This is a genomic window from Cytobacillus sp., from assembly GCF_964223445.1.
In the GTDB taxonomy this organism is placed as follows: Bacteria; Bacillota; Bacilli; order Bacillales; family Cytobacillaceae; genus Cytobacillus.
In genome coordinates, this window is the sequence record NZ_CAXQGS010000133.1 from 1 (window position 1) to 25,924 (window position 25,924).

Annotated in this window: 27 protein-coding genes and 1 riboswitch; of the genes, 12 read left to right on the forward strand and 15 right to left on the reverse strand. The window is 41.6% G+C overall.

Annotated features, from left to right (window positions below):
- Nucleotides 1-193: 193 nt before the first annotated feature.
- Together ACEQ1T_RS23210 and ACEQ1T_RS23215 are read right to left on the reverse strand one after the other, a co-directional pair.
- Nucleotides 194-1,303: an ABC transporter ATP-binding protein gene (locus tag ACEQ1T_RS23210; RefSeq protein ID WP_206834962.1), complete on the reverse strand. Its 1,110-nt coding sequence runs from the start codon at nt 1,301-1,303 to the stop codon at nt 194-196.
- A 114-nt stretch (nt 1,304-1,417) separates the two neighbouring features.
- A complete protein-coding gene (locus ACEQ1T_RS23215; protein ID WP_370224960.1) occupies nt 1,418-2,311 on the reverse strand; it encodes a PucR family transcriptional regulator in 894 nt (297 codons plus the stop codon).
- A 128-nt stretch (nt 2,312-2,439) separates the two neighbouring features.
- Here ACEQ1T_RS23215 and ACEQ1T_RS23220 point away from each other — a divergent pair, with 128 nt between their 5' ends.
- Entirely contained in the window at nt 2,440-2,700 is a 261-nt protein-coding gene (locus ACEQ1T_RS23220; RefSeq protein WP_370224961.1) for a metal-sensitive transcriptional regulator, read from the forward strand.
- Nucleotides 2,701-2,748: 48 nt separating this feature from the next.
- Here the strand turns inward: ACEQ1T_RS23220 and ACEQ1T_RS23225 are convergent, their stop codons facing one another.
- Together ACEQ1T_RS23225 and ACEQ1T_RS23230 are read right to left on the reverse strand one after the other, a co-directional pair.
- On the reverse strand, nt 2,749-2,934 hold the full coding sequence (locus ACEQ1T_RS23225) for a hypothetical protein (protein WP_206834972.1): 186 nt from the start codon (nt 2,932-2,934) through the stop codon (nt 2,749-2,751).
- Nucleotides 2,935-3,023: 89 nt separating this feature from the next.
- Nucleotides 3,024-3,230 carry a YheE family protein gene (locus tag ACEQ1T_RS23230; RefSeq protein ID WP_243507899.1) on the reverse strand — a complete coding sequence of 69 codons (207 nt, stop codon included), beginning with the start codon at nt 3,228-3,230 and terminating at the stop codon, nt 3,024-3,026.
- A 96-nt stretch (nt 3,231-3,326) separates the two neighbouring features.
- Here ACEQ1T_RS23230 and ACEQ1T_RS23235 point away from each other — a divergent pair, with 96 nt between their 5' ends.
- Entirely contained in the window at nt 3,327-3,500 is a 174-nt protein-coding gene (locus tag ACEQ1T_RS23235) for a hypothetical protein (RefSeq protein ID WP_206834979.1), read from the forward strand.
- Between the two features lie 87 nt (nt 3,501-3,587).
- On the opposite strand, the gene ACEQ1T_RS23240 is transcribed toward ACEQ1T_RS23235, so the two are convergent.
- The 4 genes from ACEQ1T_RS23240 to ACEQ1T_RS23255 are packed head-to-tail and all read right to left on the reverse strand — an operon-like array spanning nt 3,588 to nt 8,574.
- Entirely contained in the window at nt 3,588-4,757 is a 1,170-nt protein-coding gene (locus ACEQ1T_RS23240) for a YheC/YheD family protein (protein ID WP_370224962.1), read from the reverse strand.
- Entirely contained in the window at nt 4,754-6,118 is a 1,365-nt protein-coding gene (locus ACEQ1T_RS23245; RefSeq protein ID WP_370224964.1) for a YheC/YheD family protein, read from the reverse strand. The genes ACEQ1T_RS23240 and ACEQ1T_RS23245 overlap by 4 nt, the downstream gene beginning before the upstream one ends.
- Nucleotides 6,096-7,199 (reverse strand): YheC/YheD family protein, encoded by a 1,104-nt coding sequence (locus ACEQ1T_RS23250; protein ID WP_370224965.1) that lies wholly within the window; start codon nt 7,197-7,199, stop codon nt 6,096-6,098. The genes ACEQ1T_RS23245 and ACEQ1T_RS23250 overlap by 23 nt, the downstream gene beginning before the upstream one ends.
- Complete coding sequence (locus ACEQ1T_RS23255) at nt 7,168-8,574, reverse strand: YheC/YheD family protein (RefSeq protein ID WP_370224966.1); 1,407 nt, start codon at nt 8,572-8,574, stop codon at nt 7,168-7,170. The genes ACEQ1T_RS23250 and ACEQ1T_RS23255 overlap by 32 nt, the downstream gene beginning before the upstream one ends.
- 224 nt (nt 8,575-8,798) lie before the next feature.
- Here ACEQ1T_RS23255 and ACEQ1T_RS23260 point away from each other — a divergent pair, with 224 nt between their 5' ends.
- The 3 genes from ACEQ1T_RS23260 (at nt 8,799) to ACEQ1T_RS23270 (ending at nt 11,057) form a co-directional block, all read left to right on the forward strand.
- Nucleotides 8,799-9,944 carry a DUF445 domain-containing protein gene (locus tag ACEQ1T_RS23260; protein ID WP_370224967.1) on the forward strand — a complete coding sequence of 382 codons (1,146 nt, stop codon included), beginning with the start codon at nt 8,799-8,801 and terminating at the stop codon, nt 9,942-9,944.
- A gap of 107 nt (nt 9,945-10,051) precedes the next feature.
- Nucleotides 10,052-10,402 carry a YlbF family regulator gene (locus ACEQ1T_RS23265; protein ID WP_370224968.1) on the forward strand — a complete coding sequence of 117 codons (351 nt, stop codon included), beginning with the start codon at nt 10,052-10,054 and terminating at the stop codon, nt 10,400-10,402.
- 130 nt (nt 10,403-10,532) lie between these two features.
- Nucleotides 10,533-11,057: a D-glycero-alpha-D-manno-heptose-1,7-bisphosphate 7-phosphatase gene (locus tag ACEQ1T_RS23270; RefSeq protein ID WP_370224969.1), complete on the forward strand. Its 525-nt coding sequence runs from the start codon at nt 10,533-10,535 to the stop codon at nt 11,055-11,057.
- Between the two features lie 69 nt (nt 11,058-11,126).
- On the opposite strand, the gene ACEQ1T_RS23275 is transcribed toward ACEQ1T_RS23270, so the two are convergent.
- The 5 genes from ACEQ1T_RS23275 to ACEQ1T_RS23295 form a co-directional block, all read right to left on the reverse strand.
- On the reverse strand, nt 11,127-11,327 hold the full coding sequence (locus ACEQ1T_RS23275) for an alpha/beta-type small acid-soluble spore protein (RefSeq protein WP_009331452.1): 201 nt from the start codon (nt 11,325-11,327) through the stop codon (nt 11,127-11,129).
- A 198-nt stretch (nt 11,328-11,525) separates the two neighbouring features.
- Entirely contained in the window at nt 11,526-12,305 is a 780-nt protein-coding gene (locus ACEQ1T_RS23280; protein ID WP_370224970.1) for an energy-coupling factor transporter transmembrane protein EcfT, read from the reverse strand.
- Nucleotides 12,292-13,992 (reverse strand): ABC transporter ATP-binding protein, encoded by a 1,701-nt coding sequence (locus ACEQ1T_RS23285; RefSeq protein ID WP_370224971.1) that lies wholly within the window; start codon nt 13,990-13,992, stop codon nt 12,292-12,294. Before ACEQ1T_RS23285 ends, ACEQ1T_RS23280 begins: the two co-directional genes overlap by 14 nt.
- Nucleotides 13,976-14,572 (reverse strand): ECF transporter S component, encoded by a 597-nt coding sequence (locus tag ACEQ1T_RS23290; RefSeq protein WP_370224973.1) that lies wholly within the window; start codon nt 14,570-14,572, stop codon nt 13,976-13,978. The genes ACEQ1T_RS23285 and ACEQ1T_RS23290 overlap by 17 nt, the downstream gene beginning before the upstream one ends.
- Before the next feature lies 1 nt (nt 14,573).
- A complete protein-coding gene (locus ACEQ1T_RS23295) occupies nt 14,574-15,179 on the reverse strand; it encodes a YkoF family thiamine/hydroxymethylpyrimidine-binding protein (RefSeq protein ID WP_370224974.1) in 606 nt (201 codons plus the stop codon).
- Between the two features lie 321 nt (nt 15,180-15,500).
- A riboswitch (TPP riboswitch) is annotated at nt 15,501-15,602 on the reverse strand.
- A gap of 229 nt (nt 15,603-15,831) precedes the next feature.
- On the opposite strand from ACEQ1T_RS23295, the gene ACEQ1T_RS23300 reads away from it, so the two are divergent.
- The 4 genes from ACEQ1T_RS23300 (at nt 15,832) to ACEQ1T_RS23315 (ending at nt 21,231) form a co-directional block, all read left to right on the forward strand.
- On the forward strand, nt 15,832-16,698 hold the full coding sequence (locus ACEQ1T_RS23300; protein WP_370224976.1) for a Cof-type HAD-IIB family hydrolase: 867 nt from the start codon (nt 15,832-15,834) through the stop codon (nt 16,696-16,698).
- Nucleotides 16,699-16,947: 249 nt separating this feature from the next.
- A complete protein-coding gene (locus ACEQ1T_RS23305; RefSeq protein WP_370224978.1) occupies nt 16,948-18,462 on the forward strand; it encodes a coproporphyrinogen III oxidase in 1,515 nt (504 codons plus the stop codon).
- A 149-nt stretch (nt 18,463-18,611) separates the two neighbouring features.
- Nucleotides 18,612-20,234: a long-chain fatty acid--CoA ligase gene (locus tag ACEQ1T_RS23310; RefSeq protein WP_370225019.1), complete on the forward strand. Its 1,623-nt coding sequence runs from the start codon at nt 18,612-18,614 to the stop codon at nt 20,232-20,234.
- Between the two features lie 205 nt (nt 20,235-20,439).
- Nucleotides 20,440-21,231, forward strand: a complete 792-nt coding sequence (locus ACEQ1T_RS23315; protein ID WP_370224980.1) for an enoyl-CoA hydratase — start codon at nt 20,440-20,442, stop codon at nt 21,229-21,231.
- A 46-nt stretch (nt 21,232-21,277) separates the two neighbouring features.
- Here the strand turns inward: ACEQ1T_RS23315 and ACEQ1T_RS23320 are convergent, their stop codons facing one another.
- On the reverse strand, nt 21,278-21,463 hold the full coding sequence (locus tag ACEQ1T_RS23320; protein WP_206835011.1) for a YhzD family protein: 186 nt from the start codon (nt 21,461-21,463) through the stop codon (nt 21,278-21,280).
- Between the two features lie 178 nt (nt 21,464-21,641).
- Here ACEQ1T_RS23320 and ACEQ1T_RS23325 point away from each other — a divergent pair, with 178 nt between their 5' ends.
- Both ACEQ1T_RS23325 and ACEQ1T_RS23330 read left to right on the forward strand, forming a co-directional pair.
- Nucleotides 21,642-22,541, forward strand: coding sequence for an ABC transporter ATP-binding protein (locus ACEQ1T_RS23325; RefSeq protein WP_370224982.1), 900 nt, complete (start codon nt 21,642-21,644; stop codon nt 22,539-22,541).
- A complete protein-coding gene (locus tag ACEQ1T_RS23330) occupies nt 22,534-23,784 on the forward strand; it encodes an ABC transporter permease (protein ID WP_370224983.1) in 1,251 nt (416 codons plus the stop codon). Before ACEQ1T_RS23325 ends, ACEQ1T_RS23330 begins: the two co-directional genes overlap by 8 nt.
- Before the next feature lie 52 nt (nt 23,785-23,836).
- Here the strand turns inward: ACEQ1T_RS23330 and ACEQ1T_RS23335 are convergent, their stop codons facing one another.
- Nucleotides 23,837-24,469, reverse strand: a complete 633-nt coding sequence (locus ACEQ1T_RS23335; protein ID WP_206835018.1) for a LysE family transporter — start codon at nt 24,467-24,469, stop codon at nt 23,837-23,839.
- Nucleotides 24,470-24,681: 212 nt separating this feature from the next.
- Here ACEQ1T_RS23335 and ACEQ1T_RS23340 point away from each other — a divergent pair, with 212 nt between their 5' ends.
- Nucleotides 24,682-25,911 carry an exonuclease SbcCD subunit D gene (locus ACEQ1T_RS23340; RefSeq protein WP_370224985.1) on the forward strand — a complete coding sequence of 410 codons (1,230 nt, stop codon included), beginning with the start codon at nt 24,682-24,684 and terminating at the stop codon, nt 25,909-25,911.
- Nucleotides 25,912-25,924: the final 13 nt, after the last annotated feature.

The following is a 25,924-nucleotide window of genomic DNA, read 5'->3' on the forward strand; positions in this document are numbered from 1 at the left end:
CTGGGATTTTCAAAAGGAAGAATGTCCGCATTTGCTAAAGTGTCCATCATGCGGTCAGGATTCAGTAAAGTTTATCAAAGAGTAGAATGGAAATAGAAAATAGGAAGAGCCTTGCCCGCCCCCGAAATTTCAAGGGGGGAAACGCTGGAGCTGGACAGTACTAAAAAACCCCGTCATCGACGGGGCATCAATATTATTCTTTTTCAGAACGGATTCTTCTTTCATTGTCTGCATCAAAGAAATGGGCTTTGTTCATATCGAAAGCCAGCTCAAGGTTTTGGCCAGGCTTAATATCTGTGCGGGAATCCACTCGTGCAACAAAATCCTGGCTCTCGATGCTTGAGTAAATCATTGTTTCAGCACCAGTCAGTTCGGAAACGTCAATGCGGGCATTAATTTTTGAACCCGCAGAAGCATCAATAAATACTGGCTCATCGTGAATGTCTTCTGGGCGAATGCCAAGGACGATGTCTTTGCCTGTATACCCTTGCTCACGAAGAACTTTCATTTTACCCTCTGGGACAGCAATCTGAGTTTTGCCAATTACAAATTTGCCGTCTTCAAGCTTTCCGTTGAAGAAGTTCATGGCAGGTGAACCAATAAATCCGCCTACAAATACGTTTTCAGGCTTCTCATAAACTTCTTTCGGTGCGCCTACCTGCTGAATCACTCCATCTTTCATAACAACCAGGCGGGTAGCCATAGTCATGGCCTCTGTCTGGTCATGGGTTACATAGATGGTTGTAGTTTGAAGACGCTGATGAAGTTTGGCAATTTCTGCACGCATTTGAACACGAAGCTTTGCATCAAGATTTGATAAAGGTTCGTCCATCAGGAATACTTTTGCATCACGGACAATCGCACGGCCCAAGGCTACACGCTGTCGCTGACCGCCTGACAATGCTTTCGGTTTACGGTCAAGATAAGGCTCCAGACCAAGAATTTTAGCTGCTTCCTTTACACGGCGGTCGATTTCGTCTTTTGGAAATTTGCGAAGCTTAAGGCCGAAAGCCATGTTATCGTACACAGACATATGCGGATAAAGTGCATAGTTCTGGAAAACCATTGCAATATCACGATCTTTTGGAGGGACATCGTTGACACGCTTTTCATCGATATAGAAGTCGCCTTTTGAAATTTCCTCAAGACCTGCAATCATACGGAGAGTTGTGGATTTTCCGCAGCCGGAAGGACCAACAAATACGATAAATTCTTTATCCTTTATATGAAGGTTAAAGTCTTCTACTGCTGTTACTTTATTGTCATAAATTTTATAAATATTATCGAGTTTTAATTCTGCCATCAGGGTAACCTCCCAGTATTCTTTATTTAATAACAGTTTAATGGATATGCTGGTTTTCCCATATGGCCAAACTGCACAAAAAAGCTGAAAGCGTTTTTATGCAATGTGCTCAAATCATTTTTGTTCAACCAGCAAACAAGCTAAATAAACAGTCAGCGCACTGTTGAAATCTTTTAATTGAATGCCGGTTTTCTCTGTGAACCTATCCAGCCTGTATTGCAAAGTATTGCGGTGGACATACAATTTTTTTGCTGTAAATGAAACATTGGAGCTGTTCTGTAAAAAAATCTTTATGGTGTGCAGGAGTTCTGGGTCTTCTTCCAGTAGAGCAAGGCGTGAAAGCAGGCTCATTTTTAAATTCTCATCCAGACTCCCGGTGACAAGGGAGGGAAATAGCGTTTCAAATTTTAGCACCCTTTCGGCGGGAAGAAGAGAAGAGGCTTGCTCAAAAAAACGCTGTTCTTCTTTAAAATAATTGCGCAAATGTGCCTTTAGCCTATTCGGGATGCCGATGTAAAAGGATGTTTTTACAAAAAAATCACTTTCAAAAGCGTTGGAGATCGCAAGGAATTCTTCATCGGCAAGTGGGTCGTTAGCTTCCTCAATGATGACCCCGCTAGCTGGCCCGTTCCATAAGATCATTATTTCCCTTTCAAAAAAACCTTTAAAAGCAGCCTCCATATCCTCGCGGATCCATTCGCCCTCAGACATTTTAAATTGGACAAGCCTATACGGAACATCTTTTGCTAATGGTGGAAATTCCCCATTTGAAAATAGGTATTGAAACCAGGCTTGGGCAGCGGGGGGATGGTGAATGGAACAGTCATGGAATTCAAATAAAGTTTTTAAGACCATCAGACTGTCCGCAGATACCTCTTGAGATGGGATGCCAAGCCATTGGCCAGAATCCTCATGATGAAGCCAGTACATATCAGCATTAAAGCTAAAATCAGGTGTTTTATTTTCAAGCAGAGAACCCTTATATTGGTCATGTAATTTTTTTAACATATCATTACCCTTTAGTTTGATAAATTTTTGTGTTTCTTATATTATAGCAGTTATAATTTAATTGAAAAAATGAACTTAATCTGTGAATGTTTCTATAAAGTGAATTGAAAGTGTAAGGGGGGAGACTCATGGAATATACACCGGAGATGAAAAACCGCTTGAAGAGGCTGGAAGGGCAGGTACGGGGTGTTATCCGAATGATGGAAGAAGAAAAACACTGCAAGGATGTTGTAACGCAATTATCTGCTGTCCGTTCTGCTGTTGACCGTGCAATGGGATATATTGTTGCTAAAAATCTGGAGACTTGCATTCGGGAAGCTAATGACGAAGGCAAAAATACGGAGAGTGCAATCCAGGAAGCAGTGAATATGATTGTGAAAAGCAGATAAATAGAAAAGCGGAAGGCGCCTGGATTCAGATGCCTTCCGCTTTTCTTATTACTCTGCTTCATATGGAGGTTCTTCCTTATGCAGTTCCCTGGCCTGTTCGATATTAACATCATCACCGCGTCCATGAACGGAGCCTCCAGAAAGACCTTCGTTTATAATTCTGTCTATATCCATATAAGCTTTGTCCCTGCCTTCATAGGTCATGTCCTCTGAAACCTGGCGTTTCTTATCCATGTTTGAATCGCTCCTTTATATGAAATATCCTGGCGGGATTATTTTTCCAAAAGAGCTGTAGGGTCATGCATGAATCCTCCAACTTTTTCTCATTCATACACATGAAATAACATTAACTCATGTATCTGGGATTTTAAGTCTTCCTCCTGGGCAGCAGGGTCTCCGGATGTCCATTCAATTTTTCCGTCAGGATGATAGATGCCAGTCATTTTTTGCTTTTTAAAATAAAAAGAAAATGTCCATCCCGGCAATTGTTTATTTTCATATAAAGGTTTGAACTGAAAGTGTGTCAGCATTAGGATTCCTCCAGAAGTTGTAATATCCCGTTTAATGTTCATGATAAGGGGAATGGAATAGATGTAGAAACATTTTAACATTAAAAGGAGGCAAAGATGATGAAAAGAAACAATAAATTTATGATGTCAGCCATGGCACTTGGAGCAGCTTATTTAATGAGAAACCCTGAGGCACGCCAAAAGATTAAAGACCAGTTTAAATCATTCTCCGGAAGTGCCTCAAAAAAAGAGAAAGTGAAGACAGCGAAAAGCCCTGTAACGACTTATTAATCCTTTTGCGGTTTTGGAGTGGCACTTGTGAAAAATCGCATAAAAATAGCCGCACGCTATGGGTGTACGGCTATTTTTATTTGTCTGTTAGAAACCCGCCAGCGAGAAAAATAAGCGGGTCAGCTCATCAATTCTTTTTTCTTCTATCCATACTTCATCAAAACTCATTGGTTTGGAATTTATTTCATAAATCACATAAGTGCCCTGGTCAGTTAACCCTGCATCAATAGAGTATTCTCCATAAAAACCTTTCGTCTTTTCAAGGAGCTTTCCTGCCTCCGCTGCTGCAGTATGAATAAACTCATCATGTTCTTTCGTACGGACATTTTCATAAGGAATAATTACCCCGCCATTTGGAATGTGCGTTGTAATATCCTGTTCCTTAGACTGCCTGATGCCAATTCCTGTTACAGAATAATTGCCTTCGCTGAAGTGAGCCAGAATTCTAAAATCAAATCGCTTGCCATCAATTCTGGCTGGGCTGATCGCTTTCTGTGCCAAATAAGGTTTATTTGCCAGGAGAATATCCCATTGGTTCCAAAAAATATCATAATCTGCGTAGCTGAATGAATCTTGCAGACCTTTCATTCGTATTCCTTTTCCCAGCTGGCTTAAATGATATATCCCTTTGCCTTTGGAACCGTTTGCTGGCTTTAAGTATACATTATTATATTTGCGGATAAAGTCCTTAAGTTCTTTTGGACAAGACACAAGAATGGTTTCAGGAATATGCTCCTGCAAGGGAGGATAGTCCATTAATAGCTGGAAAACTTCGAATTTGTCCAGAAATCCCGGGTTGAAAAATGGAATATTATGCTCCTTAAAAAAACGGCTCGCATTATGAAAGGCTTCTGTTTTTTCAATTTTCCGGAAAGGTACCCTGTTATAGACAAGATGCGGAAGAGGGCATCTTGCCTCAATCCACTTATCCTGCTGGACAGAATAAATATAGCCGTTCACAGAATTCTCCTTCAGGTCTTCTGCCGTAAATACAAAGGAAACGCCATTTTGCTGAAGTATGTTTTTCTGCAGTGCCTTAAATAAGGGGCCATTGCCGGCGATAGACTGGTCCTTTCCTTTTCCGCTCAGAATGCCTATCACCGGTCCTGCATTATCGTTTTGCATTGTCAATGAAAAGGGAATCGAATTTAGTTCCGCCTGCGGGCTTATGGTGCTTAAAGGTTGCGGATCTCTTCCCAGGGTACAGCTGGTGCTGCTGAACCACTTCCTGCTGGCCCAGTCATAATAAATCTTCATCTGTACATTTCCTGAGGTTTCATAATGGATGCTTCGGCAAGGAAGACTGCAAATGAAAGCGAAAGCTTACGGGTAAGAAAATCGAACTCACGGAGCTGAGGGTGTTTAAATATAGATCTGCCAGGCTTGGAGTTTGCTTCGAAAAGCCACACGTGGCCATTTCGGTCCAATCCAAAGTCAAAGCCGATTTCACCGATAATTCCTTCCATGCTTCGTTCCAGGGCCTTGCTGATTTTTAGTGCCGCCTCACTCAGCTTTTCCACTGCTGCTGCTTTTTCAGCATCCGATTCAAACACTTCATCCAGGGTTTTTATTTCGCCGCCGCTCTTAACATGGGTTGTAACACTGCCAGGTCCCGCCATTTTTGCAGCTGCAGCTGTTACTTTCCATTCCCCATTCTCATCTTTATTCGTATGAATCCTGAAATCAATAGTCCTCTGCTCATAACGGAGCAAATGGATTCCCTGCTGAACAAGCATTCGGCTTAAACTCCGCCCTGCAAAAATATTCCCCATCAAATTTTCCAGGCTGTTAAACTTTCTCAGCCGGTTGTCATCCCGCACTCTATATCGGCAATAATAATGACCATCCTTTTTATCATAAATAATTTGATGAATACCAAGCCCCAGGCTTCCATTAATCGGTTTTAGGAAAACATGGCCATAATCAGCCAGCATTCTTTCAATGACAGAAAATGAAGAAAAAGGGTGGGTTTCCGGCAAATAGTGATTAATATCATCATCGTTCTGCAGTCTTTCATAAACATCCAATTTATTAAAGAAACCAGGATTATACCAGGGAATTAAATAGTCTCTCTGCAGACGGTCACGAACTTCTTTAAGTTCAATCCTTCTTTCGCTTTTTCGATTGGGAAGCCGATCGTATACCACATTCGGAAAAGGCACTTCAAAGGTTTCCCATCCTTCCTCATGATAAAAAAGCCCCCTGATTGTTCTTTGTTCCCAGTTGATATGCTGGTCACCGAACAAATACGGAATTGCTCCAACCGTTTTTTTGACTGAAAGCAGTTTGGCAAAAAATAGGGTCCGATCCCCGACTGGCCTCAAAGGAAAGGAGGTGAATCCTGATGTGAAGATTCCTACGAGCGGGCCGAGGTACAGTGTCCCCTTATTGGCAAATGCATGCAGAGGAATCTTAAGGTCAGGAAAATGCAGTGCATCTGCCAAATCTTTACTTATGATGATGGAGTTTTTCTTTGTTTTCTGGAGTAAGAAAGCGGCATCTGCAGAATGTGTGCCAAAGGCCAGTTTCGTCAAATGAGTATGAAGGTTAAGCTCATTCGGAATATAAACTGTTTTGGAGGCTGAATCGGAAATTTCAATTTGATATTGTTTTCTCATGATTCGTTCTCCTTTCCAATTCCTTATTGGCTGCCAGGAATTTGGCATAGTGAAGGGGAGCAGTATATAGTTCTTCCTTCTTTTCAGGCTGGCTGTTTAGGATGGTTTTTCTGCCTGGTTTTGAGTTGATATCCAAAATCCAAATAGAGCCGTTGTTTTCCACTCCTATATCGATTCCCATTTCAAATAGCGGAGGAAGCTTTCGTTCAAGCGCAGCGGGAAGTGTATTGATAATGTCATTAAGCTCATCGCAAAGAAAACTCCTCAATGAAGATGGGTATTCAGTAATCCAGTCCTCAAAAGAAATGTTGATTCCGCCCGTGCTTAAATTGGAGACGATGCCGCCATTTCTGCCCGTCCGAATGCCCCGGCCAAGTTCCTTCCAGGTGCCATTCCTGTCCTTTTGAAGCAAAATTCTTATATCAAAGGGCTGTTCTTCCTTGTTCGATAGATTCACATATGGCTGGAAGAGGTACTGCCGTTTTGCGGTCAGGCTATTAAGCCAGCCCGCTGCCTTTTCAGCGCTTTCAAAGCTGCGGGTAACCTGAGCATTCTTTTTATCTGTTTTAACAAGAATGTTTTTGCCGGTTTTCTCAATATAATAGATTCCGTGCCCCTGTGAGCCGCTTGCGGGTTTTAAGATGAGGGGATGATCAGGCAGGAGGCTGCCTATGAACCTGTCGGCGCCAGTAAAGGGTGTTGTGTTTAGCAAATAGGGTGAAATGTTTGTGCAGGACAGGATTTCATATAATTCAAGCTTATTAGGCAAGCCGTAGCCAAGGAATTGGATGTCATTTCTTGCCTTGAGCCAATTCACGATGGACATGCATTGTTTTGAGTGGGAATCATTTCCATAAAAACAGCGGTCATAAAGGATTTCGGGCACTGTAAATTCTGCTGGCTCCCATCCGCCTGAAGCAGGGTTAAAGAAATCACCTGTAATTCTTTCTGTAATAGGATTGATATCTGAAGGCACAAACCGGCAGCAGTTAATATTACATTCATTAGCTCTTTTGGCCAATTCCATAAAATATGACTGTTCACTCCGTTTATTCAATGTCATGATTCCGAATGAAAGCATGTTGTAATCCTCCTCTTTGGATGAATGATAAAGCCGTTGCATATTCCATCAGTGCCTTGGCTGAGGGCCTTACTCTTTTTTCTTTGTCTTCGAAATTTTTGGAGGGCTTAGAATTCACTTCGATGATCCATAGTTTTCCATTTACATCTAAACCAATATCAATTCCGAGTTCTCCGACAAGCCCTTCGCATTTCTGGCTGATAATCATTGCTGTTTCAAGTGCAAGCTCCTTCAATAATGCCAGCTGCTGAACCGCTGTTTTCTGATCAGACAGCATCGAGAAAATTCTTAGAGGTTTCATGATTTCCCCGCCTCTTGCAATATTTGAAACAAATTGCTGCTCAGCTGAAACCCTTGCAACCGCAGAAGTGGCTTTCCAGATATCCTGAAAATTTTTGTGGCAGAGCACACGGAAATCAAGCTGCCTGTTATTATAGGTTTGCAGAGGGATGGCCTGCTGGGTCAGGAAAATTGTATTATTTTGGTATTGCTGGAACCAATGTGCAAAGCGGGTATAATTTTTGAAAGTGAGTGTATTCTCTCTGCCTTTTCCGGTCGATAGTTCTGTCATGATTTCTTTGCCATATAAACTCAGTCTGATAATATTCCGGCCCTGGCTGCCGTGTATGGGCTTAAGGAATATTAATCTGTGTCTGGCCAGCATATCCTTGATGGTTTGTTCATCTGCTATGGCTGAATCAGGGAGATAAGGCTGCATATGATCCTCAGAAAAGAGCAGGTTATGAACTTCCTTTTTTGATAAAAAACGGTCATTAAACACAGGGATGTTATATTTTATTAGGCTGTTTTTAAATGATTGATATGCGGAACTTGCTTCAAGCATTCTGGAGTGAATCCGGTTATAGATTACACTCGGCAAAGGAACCGGACGTTTTATCCACTTTCCATTTTGCAGGCAGTACCCTTGCAGACTGCCTTGATTGAAGTCCTGAAAGTGAAACACATAAAAAAATCCACCCATATTCGAAACAACCTCATGCAATTCATCGCAAAAAGAATGAATAGAGCGGAAGTCAGGCTCTTCGCCGCTATCATTGAAATCTGTCATCAGCCCTATAATCGGTCCGGCAGTAATAGTAAAGTCCTTTTTGGAGTAACTGGCAACGAAATGGAGTTCTTCCATTGGCAAGCAGCATTCCTGAAAAAGCAGATCACTGACAATAACTTCATCTTTCGTAATGTTTGCTCCTTCAATGGTTATCTGAATGGTGTGCTTGCCGATCCGCAGCAAATGCGGCATATGCAGATCAATATTCCAGTAATGGACGAGAGAATGGCTAATTTGAATGCGAAATTGATTTTCCTGAAACTTCTTTACCGGAACAATCGTAATAGGCAATAAAGAAACTGACATGATCATTCCTCATTTGCTTATCTTTATTTGAGCCTATTCTGGGAAGCCGAGTGCAGGGTGCAAAATGAATGCTGAATTTTACCTGCGGCAGAAAGTGCAAAACTCCCATTGATGAAGTTTTCACTGTATAATGAAAAAATAGGCAAAAGCTGATACCATATCGTATGTTCTGGGCAATAAAATGGTGCGTCTGGAGAGGCGCTTGTAACTTAAGGAAGGTAGAGATGAGAATGGAAATTGCAATAACAATAATATTGATGATGTTAATAGGAGCTCTCATTGGCGGGTTTACTAATTACCTGGCTATTAAAATGCTCTTTAAACCTTATAATGCTGTTTACATAGGTAAATGGAAGGTTCCATTTACCCCGGGGCTGATTCCTAAACGAAGGGATGAAATGGCTGATCAGATGGGTAAGCTTGTTGTTAACCATCTTTTGACACCAGAAAGCATCAAGAAAAAGTTCATCAATGCTCAATTCCAGCGTGATATGACTGGGCTGGTTCAAAAAGAGCTTGAAACTATCCTGCTGTCGGAAAAATCAGCAGAGGACATTCTTGAAGCGTTTGGAATCGCGGATGGGCAAGCGAAAACAGAAAACCGCATTAACTTATTGATTGAGCAGAAATATGAAAAAATCATTAGTGAATATCGCAGCCGCCCCCTTAAAGAAGTTATCCCTCAGGCTCTTTTGGATAAAGTGGATGAAAAAATCCCGGCAATCAGTTCAACGATCCTTCAAAAGGGTATTGATTATTTTTCCAGCATTGAAGGAAAAATGAGAATACAAAGAATGGCAGATGATTTTGTCCGTGAACGCAGCGGCATGCTGAGCAACATGCTGCAGATGTTCATGGGGAACATCAATATTGCAGATAAAATTCAGCCGGAAATCATAAAGTTTTTAAATAATGAGGGAACGTCGGATTTGATTACAACCCTTTTAAAAAATGAGTGGAGTAAAGTTCTTGAAATGGAAGCTGCAGTTATTGAAGAGCAGCTTGAAAAAGAACAGATTCTTTCAGTAATAAAGAATATGGCCCATAAGGTCATTAATCTGGAAAATTTATTTAAAAAGCCTATTTCATCTTTTATGGCCCCTTATAGGACTGTATTAATAGATGTACTGGCTCCTAAAAGTGTACAGATGCTTTCTGATTGGCTTTCAGGAAAAACTGAAATGTTCATGGAAAGACTTCGTCTCGCTGAAATTGTCCGTGAACAGGTCAGCAATTTTTCTGTGGAACGACTGGAAGAAATGGTCTTTTCCATAATAAAAAGCGAGTTAAAAATGATTACTAATTTAGGGGTCCTCCTTGGGGGGATTATCGGGCTCATTCAGGGATTTATAGCCATATTGATTAATTAAGGGTATCGCCTCGCGTTTACTTTCATAGTTTGTTATAGTGTAGTGGATGTTCAAAATGGGGAAGATGGATTTTCCTTTTGAACGAGAATCGGAAGGAGTGTTTTTTTATGGCGATAAATTTATATGATTCAGCCTATGAATTAGAAAAAGCGGTGCGGGAAAGCGATGAATATAAGGCTCTAAAACAAGCATACGATGATGTAAATGCAGATCCGTCTGCAAAAGCAATGTTTGATAACTTCCGTAAAATCCAGATGGAACTTCAGCAAAAACAAATGATGGGCCAGGATATTACACAGGAAGAAGTAGAACAGGCTCAAAAGACAGTCGCACTTGTACAGCAGCACGCCCAAATCTCAAAGCTTATGGAAGCAGAGCAGCGCATGAGCATGATGATTGCAGAAATGAACAAAATTATCATGAAGCCTCTTGAAGAGCTTTATGGTGCAGTTGAATAATTAGCATTGGAAGACTCCCGGAATTGATTTCGGGGGTTTTTTTATAAGAACAAGCATTATCCATATTAAACTTGACGAGGTTTGGGTACCTTTATGATAGATGTTGATTTTTCAGTAAGGGGGCTGCAATTTGAAAAAAGCCATTTTTCTTGACCGCGACGGCGTTTTGAACGAGGTTTTATCTGACAGGGTAAAATTCGTTAACAAGCCTGAGCAGTTATATTTACTTGAAGGGGCGGCAGAAGCTGTGGCAGAGCTGACCAAAGCAGGATATGAAATCTTTGTTGTGACCAATCAGGGAGGCGTGGGGCTTGGTTTTTTAAAAGAAAGAGAGCTAAGGAGAATCCATGAAAGGCTGCAGGAGCTTGTTGCAGAAAAAGGCGGTAATATTAAAGAGGTGGCCTATTGCCCTCATAAACCGAAAGCAGGGTGCCAATGCCGCAAGCCAAATGCTGGGATGCTGGTGGATTTGGCGGAAAGGCACAATCTTGATCTGTCTGAGAGCATTATGGTAGGCGATCACGAGCGGGATATTGAGGCTGGCAAGAAGGCTGGCTGTAAAACTGTTTTTATCGGCTCTGATCCAACTAGTGCAGATATCCAGGCTTCATCACTTTTTGAGGCAGTGGAAGATATTTTGGAAATGCTTAAATAGGAGAATAAAAAACCGCTTCCGGGATTGGCTGGAAGCGGCATTTTATTTAACTATGATTGCCTGGAAGGACTAGCGTGCTCCGCCAAGCTGCTGCTCAGCCATTTGCACCAGGCGCTTTGTGATTTCTCCGCCTACTGATCCATTTGCTCTTGAAGATGTTTCCGGGCCAAGGTTCACACCGAATTCTGTTGCGATTTCATACTTCATTTGATCAATTGCCTGGCTGACTCCTGATACTAAAAGCTGATTAGAATTGCTGTTTCTTGCCATGTAAATCATCTCCTTTGGTGTAGTTTTCTTGATTGTTACACTCATAGCTTTAGGAGAGAAAATAAGATTTATTCATAGGTGTGTATGGTAAATTAAGGTATTTTTTGCGTTGTGAATAGGCTTGAAAAAGTTTTACGCACATAAATTGGCTCTATGTGCACAGAAAAAAAATATGCGCACATAGACAACACTCAACTATTAAAGTTCGCCATTATAAAGCTGAAGAAACCCGAATAGCCACGAAATATAGGCACTTGCCAGCACTGCTATTATAAAAAAGGCGAAATATGCCCAATCCTTCCAGGAAACAGTGATTTTATGATAGAAATCCCGGTTTCTATCTCCGGTAAACCCTTTTGATTCCATCGCCATTGCCGTTCTTTCAGCTTTACGGATTGATCCGGCAAGAAGAGGAACTGAATACCTCTTAAGTTCTGCCATTTTTTCCGAAAGTGTCCGGGCTTTGGGTACTCCCCTGATCCGGTGGGCGCTTCTGATAATTTCAAACTCTTCTTTCATTAATGGCAGAAACCGATAGCCTGCCATGATTCCATATGCAAGCTTCGGAGGGAGGCGGCATTGCTGCATGAGACTGAGCAGGAATTCTGTCGGCTTAGTGGTTAAGATGAACAGAAGGGACAGCGAGGTAAAACTTAAAACCCTCATTCCAAGTGAAAGGGCACGCTGAAAGCCCTCCTCAGTCAATGTGAAGATTCCCCATGTCCATAGGATAGTTTCTCCTTCAATAGATTTTGAAAAAATCAGAGCTGACCAAATATATATTATAGCCATGAAGATAAATGGCGAGAAAAGCAAAATCCATCTTTTGAAAGAAACCTTACCGAAAATGAAGGTGGCTCCTGCAGTCACCACTAAGGTCAGAAAAGGAGTTACCGGGTCAAAGAAAATTGATAAAATCAATACGCAGACCACCACCGTCAGGGCCTTTATGCTTGGGTTAAATTCATGTAAGAGCAAACTTTTTCCTCCCTTTCACAGCCCTCATTTCGTTCCTGAGTTTTTCTGAGTAAGGAGCCTTTAGAGAAGCAACCTTCATAATCTCATGTTCCTTCCACAATGAATCAGGCACCCCCTCGTAAATTTTCTCTCCATCTGAAAGGATAATCACTTTATCAGCATAGGAATGCAGGATTTCCATGTCATGAGTGATCATCAACACGGAGCCTCCGCTCTGAATCTTTGTTTCCAAAAGCCCCATAAGCTCCGCAGAAGTCCTGGCATCCTGTCCAAATGTCGGTTCATCAAGGAGCAGCAAATCCTGTTCATTCACAAGCATTGATGCAACACTAAGCCGCCGCTTTTGTCCCTGGCTTAAGGAAAAAGGATGTATGTCAGCATGCTGAAGCAGGTTCACTTGGTCCAGAACAGCTAGAACCATTTTTTGTATATCGGCATCTGGTATGCGCTGAATTTTTAAACTGAAGGCAATTTCATTATAGACAGAATCTGCAATAAATTGGTGCTCGGGATTCTGAAAAACGTAACCTAATTTTAGCCTTAACTCTTGTTCCTTCCAATGGGAAAGGGAGCGGTCATTAAAAAGAATATTGCCTTTGGATGGAGCATATAATCCTGCCAGCAGTCTGGAAAGCGTTGTTTTTCCTGATCCATTTGAACCGGCTATTGCCACAAATTCACCTTTTTTAACCGAAAAACTAATATTTTTAAGCAGATCCTTCCCATCTTTATAAAAAGAAAGATTCTCTGCGGTTAGGATGATCTGTTCTTCAAAGCCTTGATGAATAGTCTTCCTTTTATCTAAAATATGAAGTGAAGCATAGGGATTTACAAATCCAGCAATTAATTCCCGATCAGTTAACGGAAGTTTTTCCCCTTTGTAAATCCCTGCTTTTTTTCCTAATAGGCCGGCTCTTACCGGGCTTGGCAGCCAGATACCCTCAAGCAGAAGTTCTTCTGCATACTTATCAAAGCAGTCGGCAGTGCTTCCATTAAATAAAATTTCGCCATCCCGGTTTAGCACCAAGCAGCGGTCGGTCAAATCAATCCAATCATCCAGCTTGTGCTCAATTATTAGAAGGGATAAGGATTGCTCCTCTTTAAGCTCTTTGATGATGCGGGTAAGTTCATAGCTTGAAGCCGGGTCAAGGTTTGCTGTCGGTTCATCCAAAATCAGGATATCCGGTTTTAATGACAATACACATGCGAGTGCAAGTTTTTGCTTTTGTCCCCCCGAAAGGGTGTGGATTAAGGCATGCTTAAATGGCAGAAGATGAACAAGTTCCAGTGCTTCATCAATCTTGTTCTCAATTTCTTCAGGAGGTGTTTTCATATTCTCAAGTCCGAATGCCAGCTCTTCTTCAACTGTTGTCATGCAAAACTGGCTTTCTGGATCCTGAAACACAATGCCGATGTGCCGATTAATTTCACCAGGCCGGAATTCCTCCAGCATTTTTCCCTTGAAAGAAATGGTGCCTTCCAGTTCTCCATCAATGGCTTCCGGATACAATTTATTTAAGCAGAAAGCAAGCGTACTTTTTCCGCAGCCGCTGGGGCCCAATAATAGAACAGCTTCCCCTGGATAAAGACTAAAATTCAAATTCTTAAAAACAGGATTCTTCTCATCTTCATGACGGAAGGACAGCTGTTCTGTTATTAATAGAGGCTGGCTATACTGTAATGCCATTTTCTGATTTTCCCCTTTTCAGCTCTTTTCCTATAGGAAAGCTGTTTAATGCACCAGTTTTTGCAAGACTCTCACTGAGCCATTTCCCCAGCAATCCGGCAAGCAAAGCGCCGCTAATCAGTCTCACGAAAAACATGGCAGTTACATAACCGGGTGAGAGGGCTGCATAGCCTGAAATGAAATAGCCCCAAATAAAGCTTGTAACAGAAGAGCCCATGCCGGCAGCAATTAAAACCCATGTCCGGTAGTTGTTCCATTTTGTTGCCGCAAACACAGCCTCTGCTCCAATCCCCTGTATCATGCCTGAAAGAATCAGGCGAGGGCCTACTGCATTGCCAATCATGACCTCAATGGCTGCAGCGACGGTTTCCGATAAAAAGGCGGCTCCGGGTTTTCTGATTATGTACGCTGCGATGATTGAAACAATAAACCAAATGCCAAAAATCAGATCATAGCCGATTAAGCCAAACATCCCATATAACACGTTCCCAAATTGCATGAACACCAGGTATACAACTGCAAACACAACAGCGAGTACAGACAGGACAATGACCTCACGAAGTTTCCATTTTTCGAGCATATTACACAGCCCCCTTCTTGGAAGGACTGTTCGCAGACATATTCACTGTCATGACAATATGAGTAGAATCGCTTTTCTTACAGCTTTGGAATGCATCTTCCAGCGTTTTAAAAACAGCATGTGCATCTCCATCTAATCTTGAAGCATAATGGACACCTTCAGTAAATGTTCCCTGATCCTTTGCGAGCTCGACCTGCTCCATAATGACGTTCATGTATGAAGGAATCCCCATCGGATACAGTGCGAACTGTACAGCGACTTCCTGGCTGATTCCAGCAGATTTTTTTTCATTCGCCTTCTCTTCATTTTCAGCAAGATAAGCATCTCCGGCAGTATCCCCAGGGCAGCCATTTGAAAATGTGCCGTTAAATACCACATGATCACCATGCTTAGCAGCTTCAAGATAAATAGCTTTGACCACATCAAAAACATGAATGGATCTGCCGCGAACACAAGTGCTCACATCATCTGTATCCATCCATACCTTGCTTGTATCCACTTCTTTTAGAGCAGATAAAATTACATCCACAAACCTGTCAGTCATTGGATAAATTGAAAACCTGCACCCTGTAATCTCGCTTGTTCCGCATAGAAAATTTTCCTGCATCTTTCCATCCTCCTAGTTTAGTTTTCATGAAAGGCTATTTTCGCAAGGTTTGTTGCTTTTTGTATATGATTTACTGAGTTGATTGTAGCGGAATGTGCGAGACTCCTGCGGGAGTATCGGGACAGGTGAGACCCCGCAGACGCGCAGCGTCGAGGAGGCTCACCGCCCGCCCCGCGGAAAGCCAGCAGCCTGGAGCGGAAATCAACGGACAACATTAATAAGCGAAAAACAACAATTTACACGAAAAGAGCCTAATGAAAATAAAAAACTGCATTCCCATAAGGAAATGCAGTTGAATGATATCAATACACTAGAAATGATAGCCGTTCACCTGCACTTCCCCACGCTGGTATTATCCAGATCGGGTGATAAGAGTCAGAACGGATTGTTCTTCTCAGCCAAAAAGCTCCCCTAGTGCAAAATAAGATATGCAGTTTTTATTGACTCCATCTTAATACGGAGCATCCAAATTGTAAATGACTAATTTATAATTCTTTAAATCATTTGATCTATGAAAACAGACAAACGCCTTCACTAACACAGAAAAGCTATAAAAAATTTCTGCATTGTCCATGTCATGTTCTATTCCAATCCTTCCCTTCATAAAAGTGTAATAGGACAATTTTACACCGAGAAGAGGGGGGCAAATTGGATGATATACAGAATGCTTGCTTTAAATATTGACGGAACACTACTCCAATCAAATGGAAGACTTCATAAATCAACAAAAGAAGCCATTGAATATGTGCAGCAAAAAGGAATTTATGTAACACTTGTCACATCCAGAAGTTTTCCATCCGCGAAAAAAGCGGCCAAAGCATTGAAAATCAATTCTTTACTGGTCACACACAGGGGGGCTTATATTGCAGCTTCTCAGGAAAAGCCGATATATGTAAAAAGGATACAGGAAGATGAAACGTATGAAATCGTGCGCCTGCTTGAAGGCTTTACCTGTCAAATCAGGCTGGTGCACGAAAAATATTCCCTTGCCAACAAAACCAAGCTAAATACCAATATGCTTGCTAAAACGGTTTTTACAACCGGGGATCCCATTTTTTACTCGCAGCAATTTGTGGATTCATTAAGTGACACCATTCTAGATGAGCCGGTCACGCCGCCAAAAATTGAAGTGTATTTTGAAGATAAAGGAGACCTTGAGGATGCCAAGGCAGCCATTAGGGGCATGTTTGAAAATGTAGAAGTCATTAAGCTGGGTGATCTGCGGATGGATATCGTTCCTGCCGGAGTTTCAAAGCTGAATGGTTTGCTTTATTTATGTGAACATCTCGGAATATCCCGAAACCAAATGGTCGTTATAGGCGATTCGGCAGATGACCTGGAAATGATTGAAGCCGCCGGTCTCGGTGTGGCTATGGGAAATGCCCCTGCGGAAGTAAAAAAAGCAGCCGACTGGCTGACCCGATCCAATAACCAGAACGGGGTAAGCTACATGGTTAAAGAACATTTCCGGAAGCAGCATCCAATTGATTTTCTGAAGAAAATGAATCTATTAAAATAAAATCAATGAAAGAGAGTTCGATTAGGTAATCGGCTCTTTTTTTGCTTTGTGAAATTGCCAAAGGAGAAAGGAAGAAGAACCATAAATAATATAAGCAATCCATTAGGAATCATTCCGCCTATATTGACCTTGTTTCCCCATTTCTGTACACTAAAAGAAGTTTGTCAACATGAAAAATAGACACTTTACAGCTGCCGTCAAAAAAAGACATCGGCACATTTAATATATTTACTAAAAAAGGTGATCGATTTGAACATTTCAATTTTAGGTATACAGGATGAACGGTTCCATCGGCCGCTCCGGCTGATCGGGAACCTCTTTTTTGAAGAATGTGCAGTGTTGATGGGTGAGAATGCTGCAGCTGATTTGACAATTAATTTTCAGCTTGAACATGGAAAGCACATTAAGGCCATTGCAGAGCTTTCTGATAAAGATGGAAAGAATCTTTCAGCGAATTTTGAGAAGGAATTCGTTCCGGCTGAGTCAGAAAAAGAGAATTTCAAACAAATAAAAAATGCAGTATCCCATGTATATCTGACTGTTTTGCAGGACTGGACAGGCATTACCCAGAAGTGGGGAATTCTGACTGGGGTACGTCCCACAAAATTGCTTCACCGTGCTATACAGCATCAGACACCTCTCCATGAAGCCCATCAGCAGCTGAAGGAAGAGTATTTGATTACAGATGAAAAAATCCAGCTTATGCAGAATATTGTAAACAGGCAGCTTGCTGTCGTACCGGATCTTTATGACTTAAAAAATGAAGTCAGTATATATATTGGCATTCCATTCTGCCCGACAAAATGTGCGTACTGCACTTTTCCTGCATATGCGATTAATGGCAGGCAGGGTTCTGTTAACTCGTTCCTTGGCGGCCTGCATTTTGAAATGCGCAAAATTGGCGAGTGGCTGAAAGAAAATGATGTGAAAATTACTACTGTCTACTATGGAGGAGGGACTCCGACAAGCATTACGGCGGAAGAGATGGATATGCTTTATGAGGAAATGTATGACTCTTTTCCAGATGTAGAAAACATACGGGAGGTCACTGTGGAAGCTGGCCGTCCGGATACAATCACACCTGAAAAGCTTGAGGTGCTGAAAAAATGGAATATTGACCGAATCAGCATCAATCCTCAGTCCTATATTCAGGAGACCCTGAAAGCCATTGGCCGCCACCATACAGTGGAAGAAACCGTGGATAAGTTCCATTTGGCTCGCAATATGGGAATGAATAACATCAATATGGATCTGATTATCGGACTTCCTGGAGAAGGTGTGCCGGAATTTTCGCATACTTTGGATGAAACTGAGAAATTAATGCCGGAATCCCTGACTGTTCATACTTTATCCTTTAAACGAGCTTCGGAAATGACGAAGAACAAGCAAAAATATAAAGTTGCCGGGCGGGAAGAAATTGAAAAAATGATGGACATGGCTGAGGATTGGACAAGAGGGCATAATTACCATCCTTATTATCTTTACCGTCAGAAAAATATTCTCGGCAATCTTGAAAATGTCGGCTATGCCCTTCCGAATCAGGAAAGCATCTATAACATCATGATTATGGAAGAACAGCAGACAATCATCGGGCTTGGATGCGGGGCCTCCAGTAAATTCATTGATCCTCAGACTGGGAAAATCACTCATTTTGCAAACCCGAAAGATCCTAAATCGTATAATGACAGTTTTGAGCATTATGCAAACGAGAAATTGAAAATATTAAAAGAACTTTTTAATAAACACGAATCCCTGGCCGAATAGGCGGGGATTTTTTCAAAGTAAATATTTTAGAAAATTTAGAAAAATATTAAAGGAATTCCTGAAAATAAAGAGAATGAAATAGGTAATAAAGATCATAGAATTATTTGAATCCAAATGTAAGCGTTTTCTAAAGAGGGGGAATTGTAATGATGATGCAAACACCTTTGACTATGACGCAAATGATAAAGCGTGCTGAAAAGTATTTTCCAAGGAAGACAGTTGTTTCAAGAACAGCCGGAGGAATTCAGAGATTTACATATAAGCAGATTGCAGAACGTACAAGGAAGCTGGCAGAAAGCCTGCAAAACATAGGAGTGGAAAGAGGGGACAAGGTCGGGACACTTGCGTGGAACCATCATCGCCACCTGGAGGCTTATTTTGCCATTCCATGCAGCGGAGCCGTCCTCCATACGATTAATATACGTCTGTCACCTCAGCATATTACTTATATAATTAACCATGCTGAGGATAAGGTACTTCTGATTGATTCTGATATTGTACCCCTAATTGAGAAGGTTAAGGATGAACTGAAGACGGTCAAGGCGTTCATTATTATGACTGATAAAGATGAATTGCCGGAGACTTCTCTTTCGCCGGTTTATCATTATGAGACGCTTATCAATGAAGCAAGCGGTGCATATGAATATCCAGATGATCTGGATGAAAATTCGGCAGCTGGAATGTGCTATACCTCTGCAACCACAGGCAACCCAAAAGGTGTCGTCTATTCCCACAGGGGCATTGTCCTTCACAGTATGGCACTTGGAATGGCAGATAGTGCAGCGGTAAGCGAGAAAGATATCGCCCTTCCAGTAGTGCCGATGTTCCATGTAAATGCATGGGGGCTGCCTTTTGCTGCTGTCTGGTTTGGAACGACTCTTGTGTTGCCGGGACCATATTTTACACCTAAGCTCCTGGCTGAACTTATCCAATCAGAAAAAGTCACCATAACGGCCGGAGTGCCGACAATCTGGCTCGGACTATTAAAAGAACTTGATGAAAATAAATATGACATGAGTTCACTCCGATCGGTTCTTTGCGGAGGATCGGCGGCACCAAAAGGCATGATTAAAGCTTTCGAGCAAAAGCACAAAATTCCATTCATGCATGCTTACGGAATGACCGAAACAAGCCCTCTTGTTGTTATTTCGACTTTAAAAAGCTATCAGGAAGAGTTGTCAGCAGAAGAGAAGCTGGACATAAAAGCCAGGCAGGGCATACTTGTACCCGGATTGGAAATGAAGATTGCCGGCAAGGATGGGGAAGCAGCATGGGACGGAAAGGAAATGGGGGAACTGGCTATAAGAGGTCCGTGGATTGCTTCTGAATATTACAAGGATGAGCGGACAGATGAGGCGTTCCGTGATGGCTGGCTCTACACGGGTGATGTCGTAACCATTGATGAAGAAGGATTTATGAAGATTGTTGACCGGACAAAAGATTTAATTAAGAGCGGAGGGGAATGGATTTCTTCTGTTGATATCGAAAATGCCTTGATGGCTCATGAATCGGTATTTGAGGCAGCGGTTGTTGCTGTACCGCATGAGCAATGGCAGGAACGACCGGTGGCATGCGTTGTGCTGAAAGAGCCATTTAAAGGGCAGACAACAAAAGAAGAACTTTATGAATTCCTGAAGCCGCAATTTGCAAAATGGTGGCTTCCGGATGAAATTCTTTTCTTTGAAGAAATACCAAAAACATCTGTAGGGAAATTCCTGAAAATGGCATTAAGAGATCAGGTCCAAAAAGAATATACAGGTAATGCAAAGTAATAAGGGCCAAGTACAGCATCCTTCTGCGGATGCTGTTTTTTAGTGCAGGTTTTGGAACGTTAAAACTTACTTAATTTCTGCTATAGTTTGGATTTACAGCAAAAACTTGAATAAGTGACAAAATTAAAAATTTTTAGATAAAACACTTTTTAAATATAATAATACTCTTTATAATAAAAGAAGCACAAAAAGGAGGGAAAGGATTTTGACAACAGACTTTGTAACTGATACTGTCAGCGTACAGCTTGATGGCCGAGTAGCCACAGTTGAGATGAACAGGCCGGAATCATTGAATGCATTGAATGTGGAAATGATTAAGGGGCTCTTGACTGCTATGAAGGATATAAGCCAAATGGATGATGTGGATATCGTTGTATTAAAAGGAAAGGGCCGCGCATTTTCCTCAGGCGGGGATATTAAAACAATGCTTTTGGAAACAAATGAAAGCGATTTCCCGGTGGTGATGGATTGTATCAACGAGCTGGTTGTAACTCTTTATAGCATGCCGAAGCTGACAATAAGTGCTGTAACAGGGGCAGCTGCTGGTCTGGGCTTAAGCCTGGCATTGGCCACTGATTATGTTTTGGCAGATAAGGGCAGCAAGCTTGCCATGAATTTTATTGGAATTGGATTAATTCCTGATGGAGGGTCGCACTTCTTCCTGCAGCAGCGCATTGGCGAGGATAAAGCTAAGCATTTAATCTGGGAAGGAAAAGTGCTGACTGCAAATGAGGCTTTACAAATGGGGCTGATTCACGAAATAGCCGAAGCTGAATTAAATACCGCTGTTGATGAAAAATTGAGCAAATGGCTTAACAGCCCAACTGAAGCAATGATTAAGACAAAAAAAATTCTTGCAGATAAAAACCGGCCGCTCCTGCTGAAAGTGCTTGAACTTGAAAAGCTCGGCCAGCATAAAATGAGGCAAACAGAGGATCACAAAGAAGGAATCCGGGCCTTCATTGAAAAAAGAAAGCCTGTGTTTAAGGGGAAATAATGACGGCAAGAAGAAAAAGCAAAGAGCTGAGCCCTTTGCTTTTTTACTATCTATGAAACAAAATCAGCTTGCCGGCCGGAGAGGTGCAGCGGTGCGTTTTTTCATCCAATCCTTTTTCCTTAAGAAGGTTTTCTCCCATACTCTTTGCAGCGTCATCTGTAGCTGCCTGGAAGGATTCATCCAAAATCTTTTCTCCGTCCTGTTCAAATGCAGTTAGCTTGTACGTTTTCATAATAAGATACCCCTTTATTATAAAATTCAGATAGTTACTATTATTCTTGCATAGTTTTTATAAATGTGCAAAATATTTTTAAAAGAAATGCCGTAAATTAAAATGCTAAATTTTAAAAAATAGTGAACCTTTTTTATGTTATGTCCGTATTACCAATTAGGCAAAGGAGGAGTTCGATATGGCATTAGAGCTTGAACATGTAACAAAGCGTTTTGGTAAGTTTACTGCAGTTGATGATTTATCTCTATCTATTCCCGAGAGCGAGATGTTTGGGTTTCTGGGGGCGAATGGCGCCGGTAAAACGACTACCTTCCGGATGATACTGGGGCTATTGGATCCCAGCGGGGGAAAGATTACGTGGAATGGAAATCCAATCGATTATTCAACCAGTCCGCTGATAGGCTATCTTCCCGAAGAAAGAGGCCTATATCCAAAGCTGAAGGTCAAGGATCAGGTAGTATATTTAGCTAAGCTGAGGGGGATGGCAAAGCAGGACTGTTTAAAGGAATTAACATATTGGCTTGAGCGCTTTAAGGTTCCCGAATATGCCAATAAAAAAATTGAAGAACTATCAAAAGGCAACCAGCAAAAAATACAGTTTATTACTGCAGTTATACATAAGCCTAAGCTTTTGATATTGGATGAACCATTCAGCGGGCTGGATCCGGTGAATGTAGAACAGCTGAAGGATGCTGTACAGGATTTGAAGGATAGCGGCACAACGATTGTTTTTTCCTCCCATAGGATGGAGCATGTAGAAGAACTTTGTGAGCATTTATGCATCATGCAAAAAGGCCGGCCAGTTGTGCACGGGTCTCTAAAAGAAATTAAACGCTCCTTTGGCAGGAAGAATCTTGTTATCCATGCAGACTATAATTTAAGCTTTTTGGCAGATAGCAGGGGAGTAGTGAAAGCCAGACAGACAGCTGAGGGGATTCAGCTGCAGATTTCCGGAGAAGAAGCAGCTGAAGGCATTTTCAGGGAGGTTGCTGAGAAGGGTTTTGTCCGTAAGTTTGTACTGGAAGAGCCATCCCTGAATGATATTTTTATAGAAAAGGCTGGTGCTTCCTATGAGTAATTTTATGACTATCCTTCTTCATACTTATTTAAGCAAGCTGAAGACCAAGTCATTTATTGCAACAACTCTCATAACTGTGTTGATTGTTGCAGGGCTTGCCAACTTATCAAGCATTATTGATTATTTTAATAAAGATGATGAAGAAAGAGTTGCAGTGATCGATGAGACTGGTGTGCTGTTAACTCCTCTTCAGGAGCAAATGGATGCTCTAAATAACAAGATAACTTTAATTGCATACAAAGGGTCTGAGGCAGAAGGGGAAACTGCTGTTAAAGATGGAGATTATAAGGGGCTTTTACTGTTATCCTTTAGCACCGATGAGCTCCCTGAAGCGGCCTATAAAGCCAGAAGCATAGCCGATTCAGCCATCCCATCCGAATTGCAGGGCGGGCTGCAGCAGCTGAAAACACAAATGGCTGCCACCCAAATTAATCTTAGTCCAGAGCAATTAAGCAAGCTATATGAGCCGGTGCCTTTTGATAAGACTGCTCTTGAAGAAAACGCCAAAACAGAAGAAGAACTGAATCAGGCAAGAGGGCTTGTGTATGTTCTATTATTCATCATTTATTTTGCAGTAATCTTATATGCCAATATGATTGCCATGGAAGTAGCAACTGAAAAATCTTCCCGTGTCATGGAAATCTTAATATCCAGTGTTTCTCCAATCAAGCAGATGTTCGCAAAAATATTGGGAATCGGGCTGCTTAGCCTGACACAGATGGCACTTATTCTATTAGTAGGCTATTTTTCAGTCAAACAAAACCTTGATACGATGGAAGGCGGCTTTTTTGAATTCTTTGGCTTTGGAAACATTCCGGCTTCGACCATCGCTTATGCACTCATCTTTTTCATTCTTGGATATTTCCTTTATGCCACACTGGCTGCTTTTCTTGGTTCGCTGGTAAGCAGGATTGAAGATATTCAGCAGATGATTACTCCAATGACCATGATGGTTGTGGCAGGCTTTATGATTGCTATGTTTGGCTTAAGCCAGCCGGAAGCATCTTTTGTTACAATCACCTCTTATATTCCATTCTTCACTCCAATGCTCATGTTCATGAGAGTGGGGATGCTGTCACTGCCTGTATGGGAGCCAATTCTTGGAATCGTAATCCTTCTGGCTGCCATTATATTACTGGCCGTCTTTGGAGCGAGAGTTTACAGGGGCGGAGTATTGATGTATGGAAAGTCGAATTCATTTAAGGATATTAAAAAAGCCTTACAGCTTACTAAAAATGAATAATACGAAAAAAGCTCCGTCTTTTTGTGACGGAGCTTTTTTCAATGGGGTTTCATTAAATAAACAATGCCTTTAACCCTTCGAATGCAAAATAAAGCCCAAATCCAATCAGTGATATTCCTGAAAGAATCGAGATGATGATAATCCCTTTTGAAGTAAGGAATCGGCGAAACCCTGTGGTCAGTCCAGCCACAAACAAATCCCAGAGCATGAGACCCAGAAAAATCATTGTACTGTATAAAAAGAGCTCTGTTTTTCCATAGGCTGCTGCTGTTTTTGCAAGAACTGATCCGTAGATGCCCAGCCAGAACAGAATGGAAAGAGGACTGGATATGGACATAATAAATCCGGAAAAAAAACATTTAAACAATGAATCGCGGCTTCGCACATAGCTTAAGGATATTTTATTGGCATTTGCAATGCTCTCAATCCCTGTATATAAGAGTATAAATCCTCCAAAAAGCCACAGGAATATCTGTACGACAGGGGTGTCCAAAAAATGGACAAGACCAAGGTATACAACCAGCATATAAAAGGCATCAGCAAACATGGAGCCCACTCCAACAATCCACGCATGCCAAAATCCATTTTTAATCCCCTTTTCAAGCCTTACAGCATTTACCGGCCCGATTGGAGCTGCCAGGGATAGTCCGAGAAACACATAACTTAAATAAATTCCAATTCCCAATATACCACTCCGCCCTTAAATTTCCCCTGAAGCCGCAAACTTGCCCTTGAGGAAAGAGTACTTGTACATTTTTATGCACAAGCTTTCCAGTCTAAAACAAACTTCAGGAAAATTTTCAGACGGGCACATATAGTTAATTAATTTATGATAGGAACGTGCATTCGCTTTTTGGATGAGGTAAAATGAGAGAAAAGGAATGAAAGGAAGTTTACATGAAAAGGGTTACGTTTATTCATGCAGCTGATTTGCACCTGGATAGTCCAATGTCCGGTTTGAAGCATTTGCCTCCATCCATTTTCAAAAAGCTCCAGGAAAGTACATTTGAAGCATTTACGAAAATAGTTGATTTAGCCATTTTCCACACTGTGGACTTTATCATTTTAGCCGGAGATTTGTTTGATGGTGAAGACAGAAGTATAAGGGCACAAACACGTTTTCGGAAAGAGATGGAGCGGATGGCTGAATCAGGGATTGCTGTTTATGCAGTCCATGGAAATCATGATCATATGGATGGGAGATGGGCTCACCTGCCTATGCCGGAAAATGTCCATATCTTTTCCCATGAAGTTGAAGTGGCGAAGCATATTGCTAAAAATGGTACATCCGTTCACCTTTATGGTTTCAGCTATCCTAAAAGACATGTGGCGGAACGGATGATCGATCAATATAGCAGGGAAAATGGAGCTGACCTGCACATTGGAATCCTTCACGGTTCTTTTGAAGGCAGCAGTGATCACGCTCAATATGCCCCATTCCGAATAAATGATTTGCTTGAAAAGGACTTTGATTACTGGGCTCTCGGCCATATACATAAACGAGAAATCTTAATCTCCCTGCCACCCGTCATTTACCCAGGTAATATACAGGGAAGGAACCGGAAAGAAACTGGTCCCAAAGGATGCTATTTAGTTGAGCTGGATAGTTCTGGTGCAAAGACGGAGTTTCTGGAGGCTGCTCCTGTTATATGGGAGAATGCAGAAATAGATGCTTCAAAATCGGAAAGCTATCAGGAGACTTATGAACTTTGCTTAAGTTTGATTGAAGAAAAGCGCCAAAACAGGATGGGGACAATCATAAATCTGACACTCAAAAATGTAGGCTTGTCTGATCATGAATTAAGAAGCATAACGAGCGGTGAGCTGCTCGAATCTTTGCAGGAGGAAGAGGCAGAAGAGGAATCCTTTGTATGGATTTCCGGTATAGAAGTGAACGAAAAAAGATTGTGGAATAAAGAAAAGCTGGCACATGAATCGGATTTTTTCAGTGAGCTTTTTAAAACTGCAGGTCATTTTGCAGAGGGCAGCGAAAGTCCTCTGATCTTGTATGCACATCCACTGGCAAGAAGATTTATAGGAGAGCTTACTAAGGATGAAAAACAGAGAATCGCGGAGGAAGCCGAAGCACTGCTTGTGGATCTTCTATACAAAACTGAAGGATATTGAATGGAGGTGTACC

Coding starts and splice junctions, on each gene's coding strand:
- ACEQ1T_RS23210 (WP_206834962.1), bottom strand. CDS start 1,303: ATGGCAGAATTAAAACTCGATAATATTTATAAAATTTATGACAATAAA.
- ACEQ1T_RS23215 (WP_370224960.1), bottom strand. CDS start 2,311: ATGTTAAAAAAATTACATGACCAATATAAGGGTTCTCTGCTTGAAAAT.
- ACEQ1T_RS23220 (WP_370224961.1), top strand. CDS start 2,440: ATGGAATATACACCGGAGATGAAAAACCGCTTGAAGAGGCTGGAAGGG.
- ACEQ1T_RS23225 (WP_206834972.1), bottom strand. CDS start 2,934: ATGGATAAGAAACGCCAGGTTTCAGAGGACATGACCTATGAAGGCAGG.
- ACEQ1T_RS23230 (WP_243507899.1), bottom strand. CDS start 3,230: ATGCTGACACACTTTCAGTTCAAACCTTTATATGAAAATAAACAATTG.
- ACEQ1T_RS23235 (WP_206834979.1), top strand. CDS start 3,327: ATGATGAAAAGAAACAATAAATTTATGATGTCAGCCATGGCACTTGGA.
- ACEQ1T_RS23240 (WP_370224962.1), bottom strand. CDS start 4,757: ATGAAGATTTATTATGACTGGGCCAGCAGGAAGTGGTTCAGCAGCACC.
- ACEQ1T_RS23245 (WP_370224964.1), bottom strand. CDS start 6,118: ATGAGAAAACAATATCAAATTGAAATTTCCGATTCAGCCTCCAAAACA.
- ACEQ1T_RS23250 (WP_370224965.1), bottom strand. CDS start 7,199: ATGCTTTCATTCGGAATCATGACATTGAATAAACGGAGTGAACAGTCA.
- ACEQ1T_RS23255 (WP_370224966.1), bottom strand. CDS start 8,574: ATGTCAGTTTCTTTATTGCCTATTACGATTGTTCCGGTAAAGAAGTTT.
- ACEQ1T_RS23260 (WP_370224967.1), top strand. CDS start 8,799: ATGAGAATGGAAATTGCAATAACAATAATATTGATGATGTTAATAGGA.
- ACEQ1T_RS23265 (WP_370224968.1), top strand. CDS start 10,052: ATGGCGATAAATTTATATGATTCAGCCTATGAATTAGAAAAAGCGGTG.
- ACEQ1T_RS23275 (WP_009331452.1), bottom strand. CDS start 11,327: ATGGCAAGAAACAGCAATTCTAATCAGCTTTTAGTATCAGGAGTCAGC.
- ACEQ1T_RS23285 (WP_370224971.1), bottom strand. CDS start 13,992: ATGGCATTACAGTATAGCCAGCCTCTATTAATAACAGAACAGCTGTCC.
- ACEQ1T_RS23290 (WP_370224973.1), bottom strand. CDS start 14,572: ATGCTCGAAAAATGGAAACTTCGTGAGGTCATTGTCCTGTCTGTACTC.
- ACEQ1T_RS23295 (WP_370224974.1), bottom strand. CDS start 15,179: ATGCAGGAAAATTTTCTATGCGGAACAAGCGAGATTACAGGGTGCAGG.
- ACEQ1T_RS23300 (WP_370224976.1), top strand. CDS start 15,832: ATGATATACAGAATGCTTGCTTTAAATATTGACGGAACACTACTCCAA.
- ACEQ1T_RS23310 (WP_370225019.1), top strand. CDS start 18,612: ATGATGCAAACACCTTTGACTATGACGCAAATGATAAAGCGTGCTGAA.
- ACEQ1T_RS23320 (WP_206835011.1), bottom strand. CDS start 21,463: ATGAAAACGTACAAGCTAACTGCATTTGAACAGGACGGAGAAAAGATT.
- ACEQ1T_RS23325 (WP_370224982.1), top strand. CDS start 21,642: ATGGCATTAGAGCTTGAACATGTAACAAAGCGTTTTGGTAAGTTTACT.
- ACEQ1T_RS23330 (WP_370224983.1), top strand. CDS start 22,534: ATGAGTAATTTTATGACTATCCTTCTTCATACTTATTTAAGCAAGCTG.
- ACEQ1T_RS23340 (WP_370224985.1), top strand. CDS start 24,682: ATGAAAAGGGTTACGTTTATTCATGCAGCTGATTTGCACCTGGATAGT.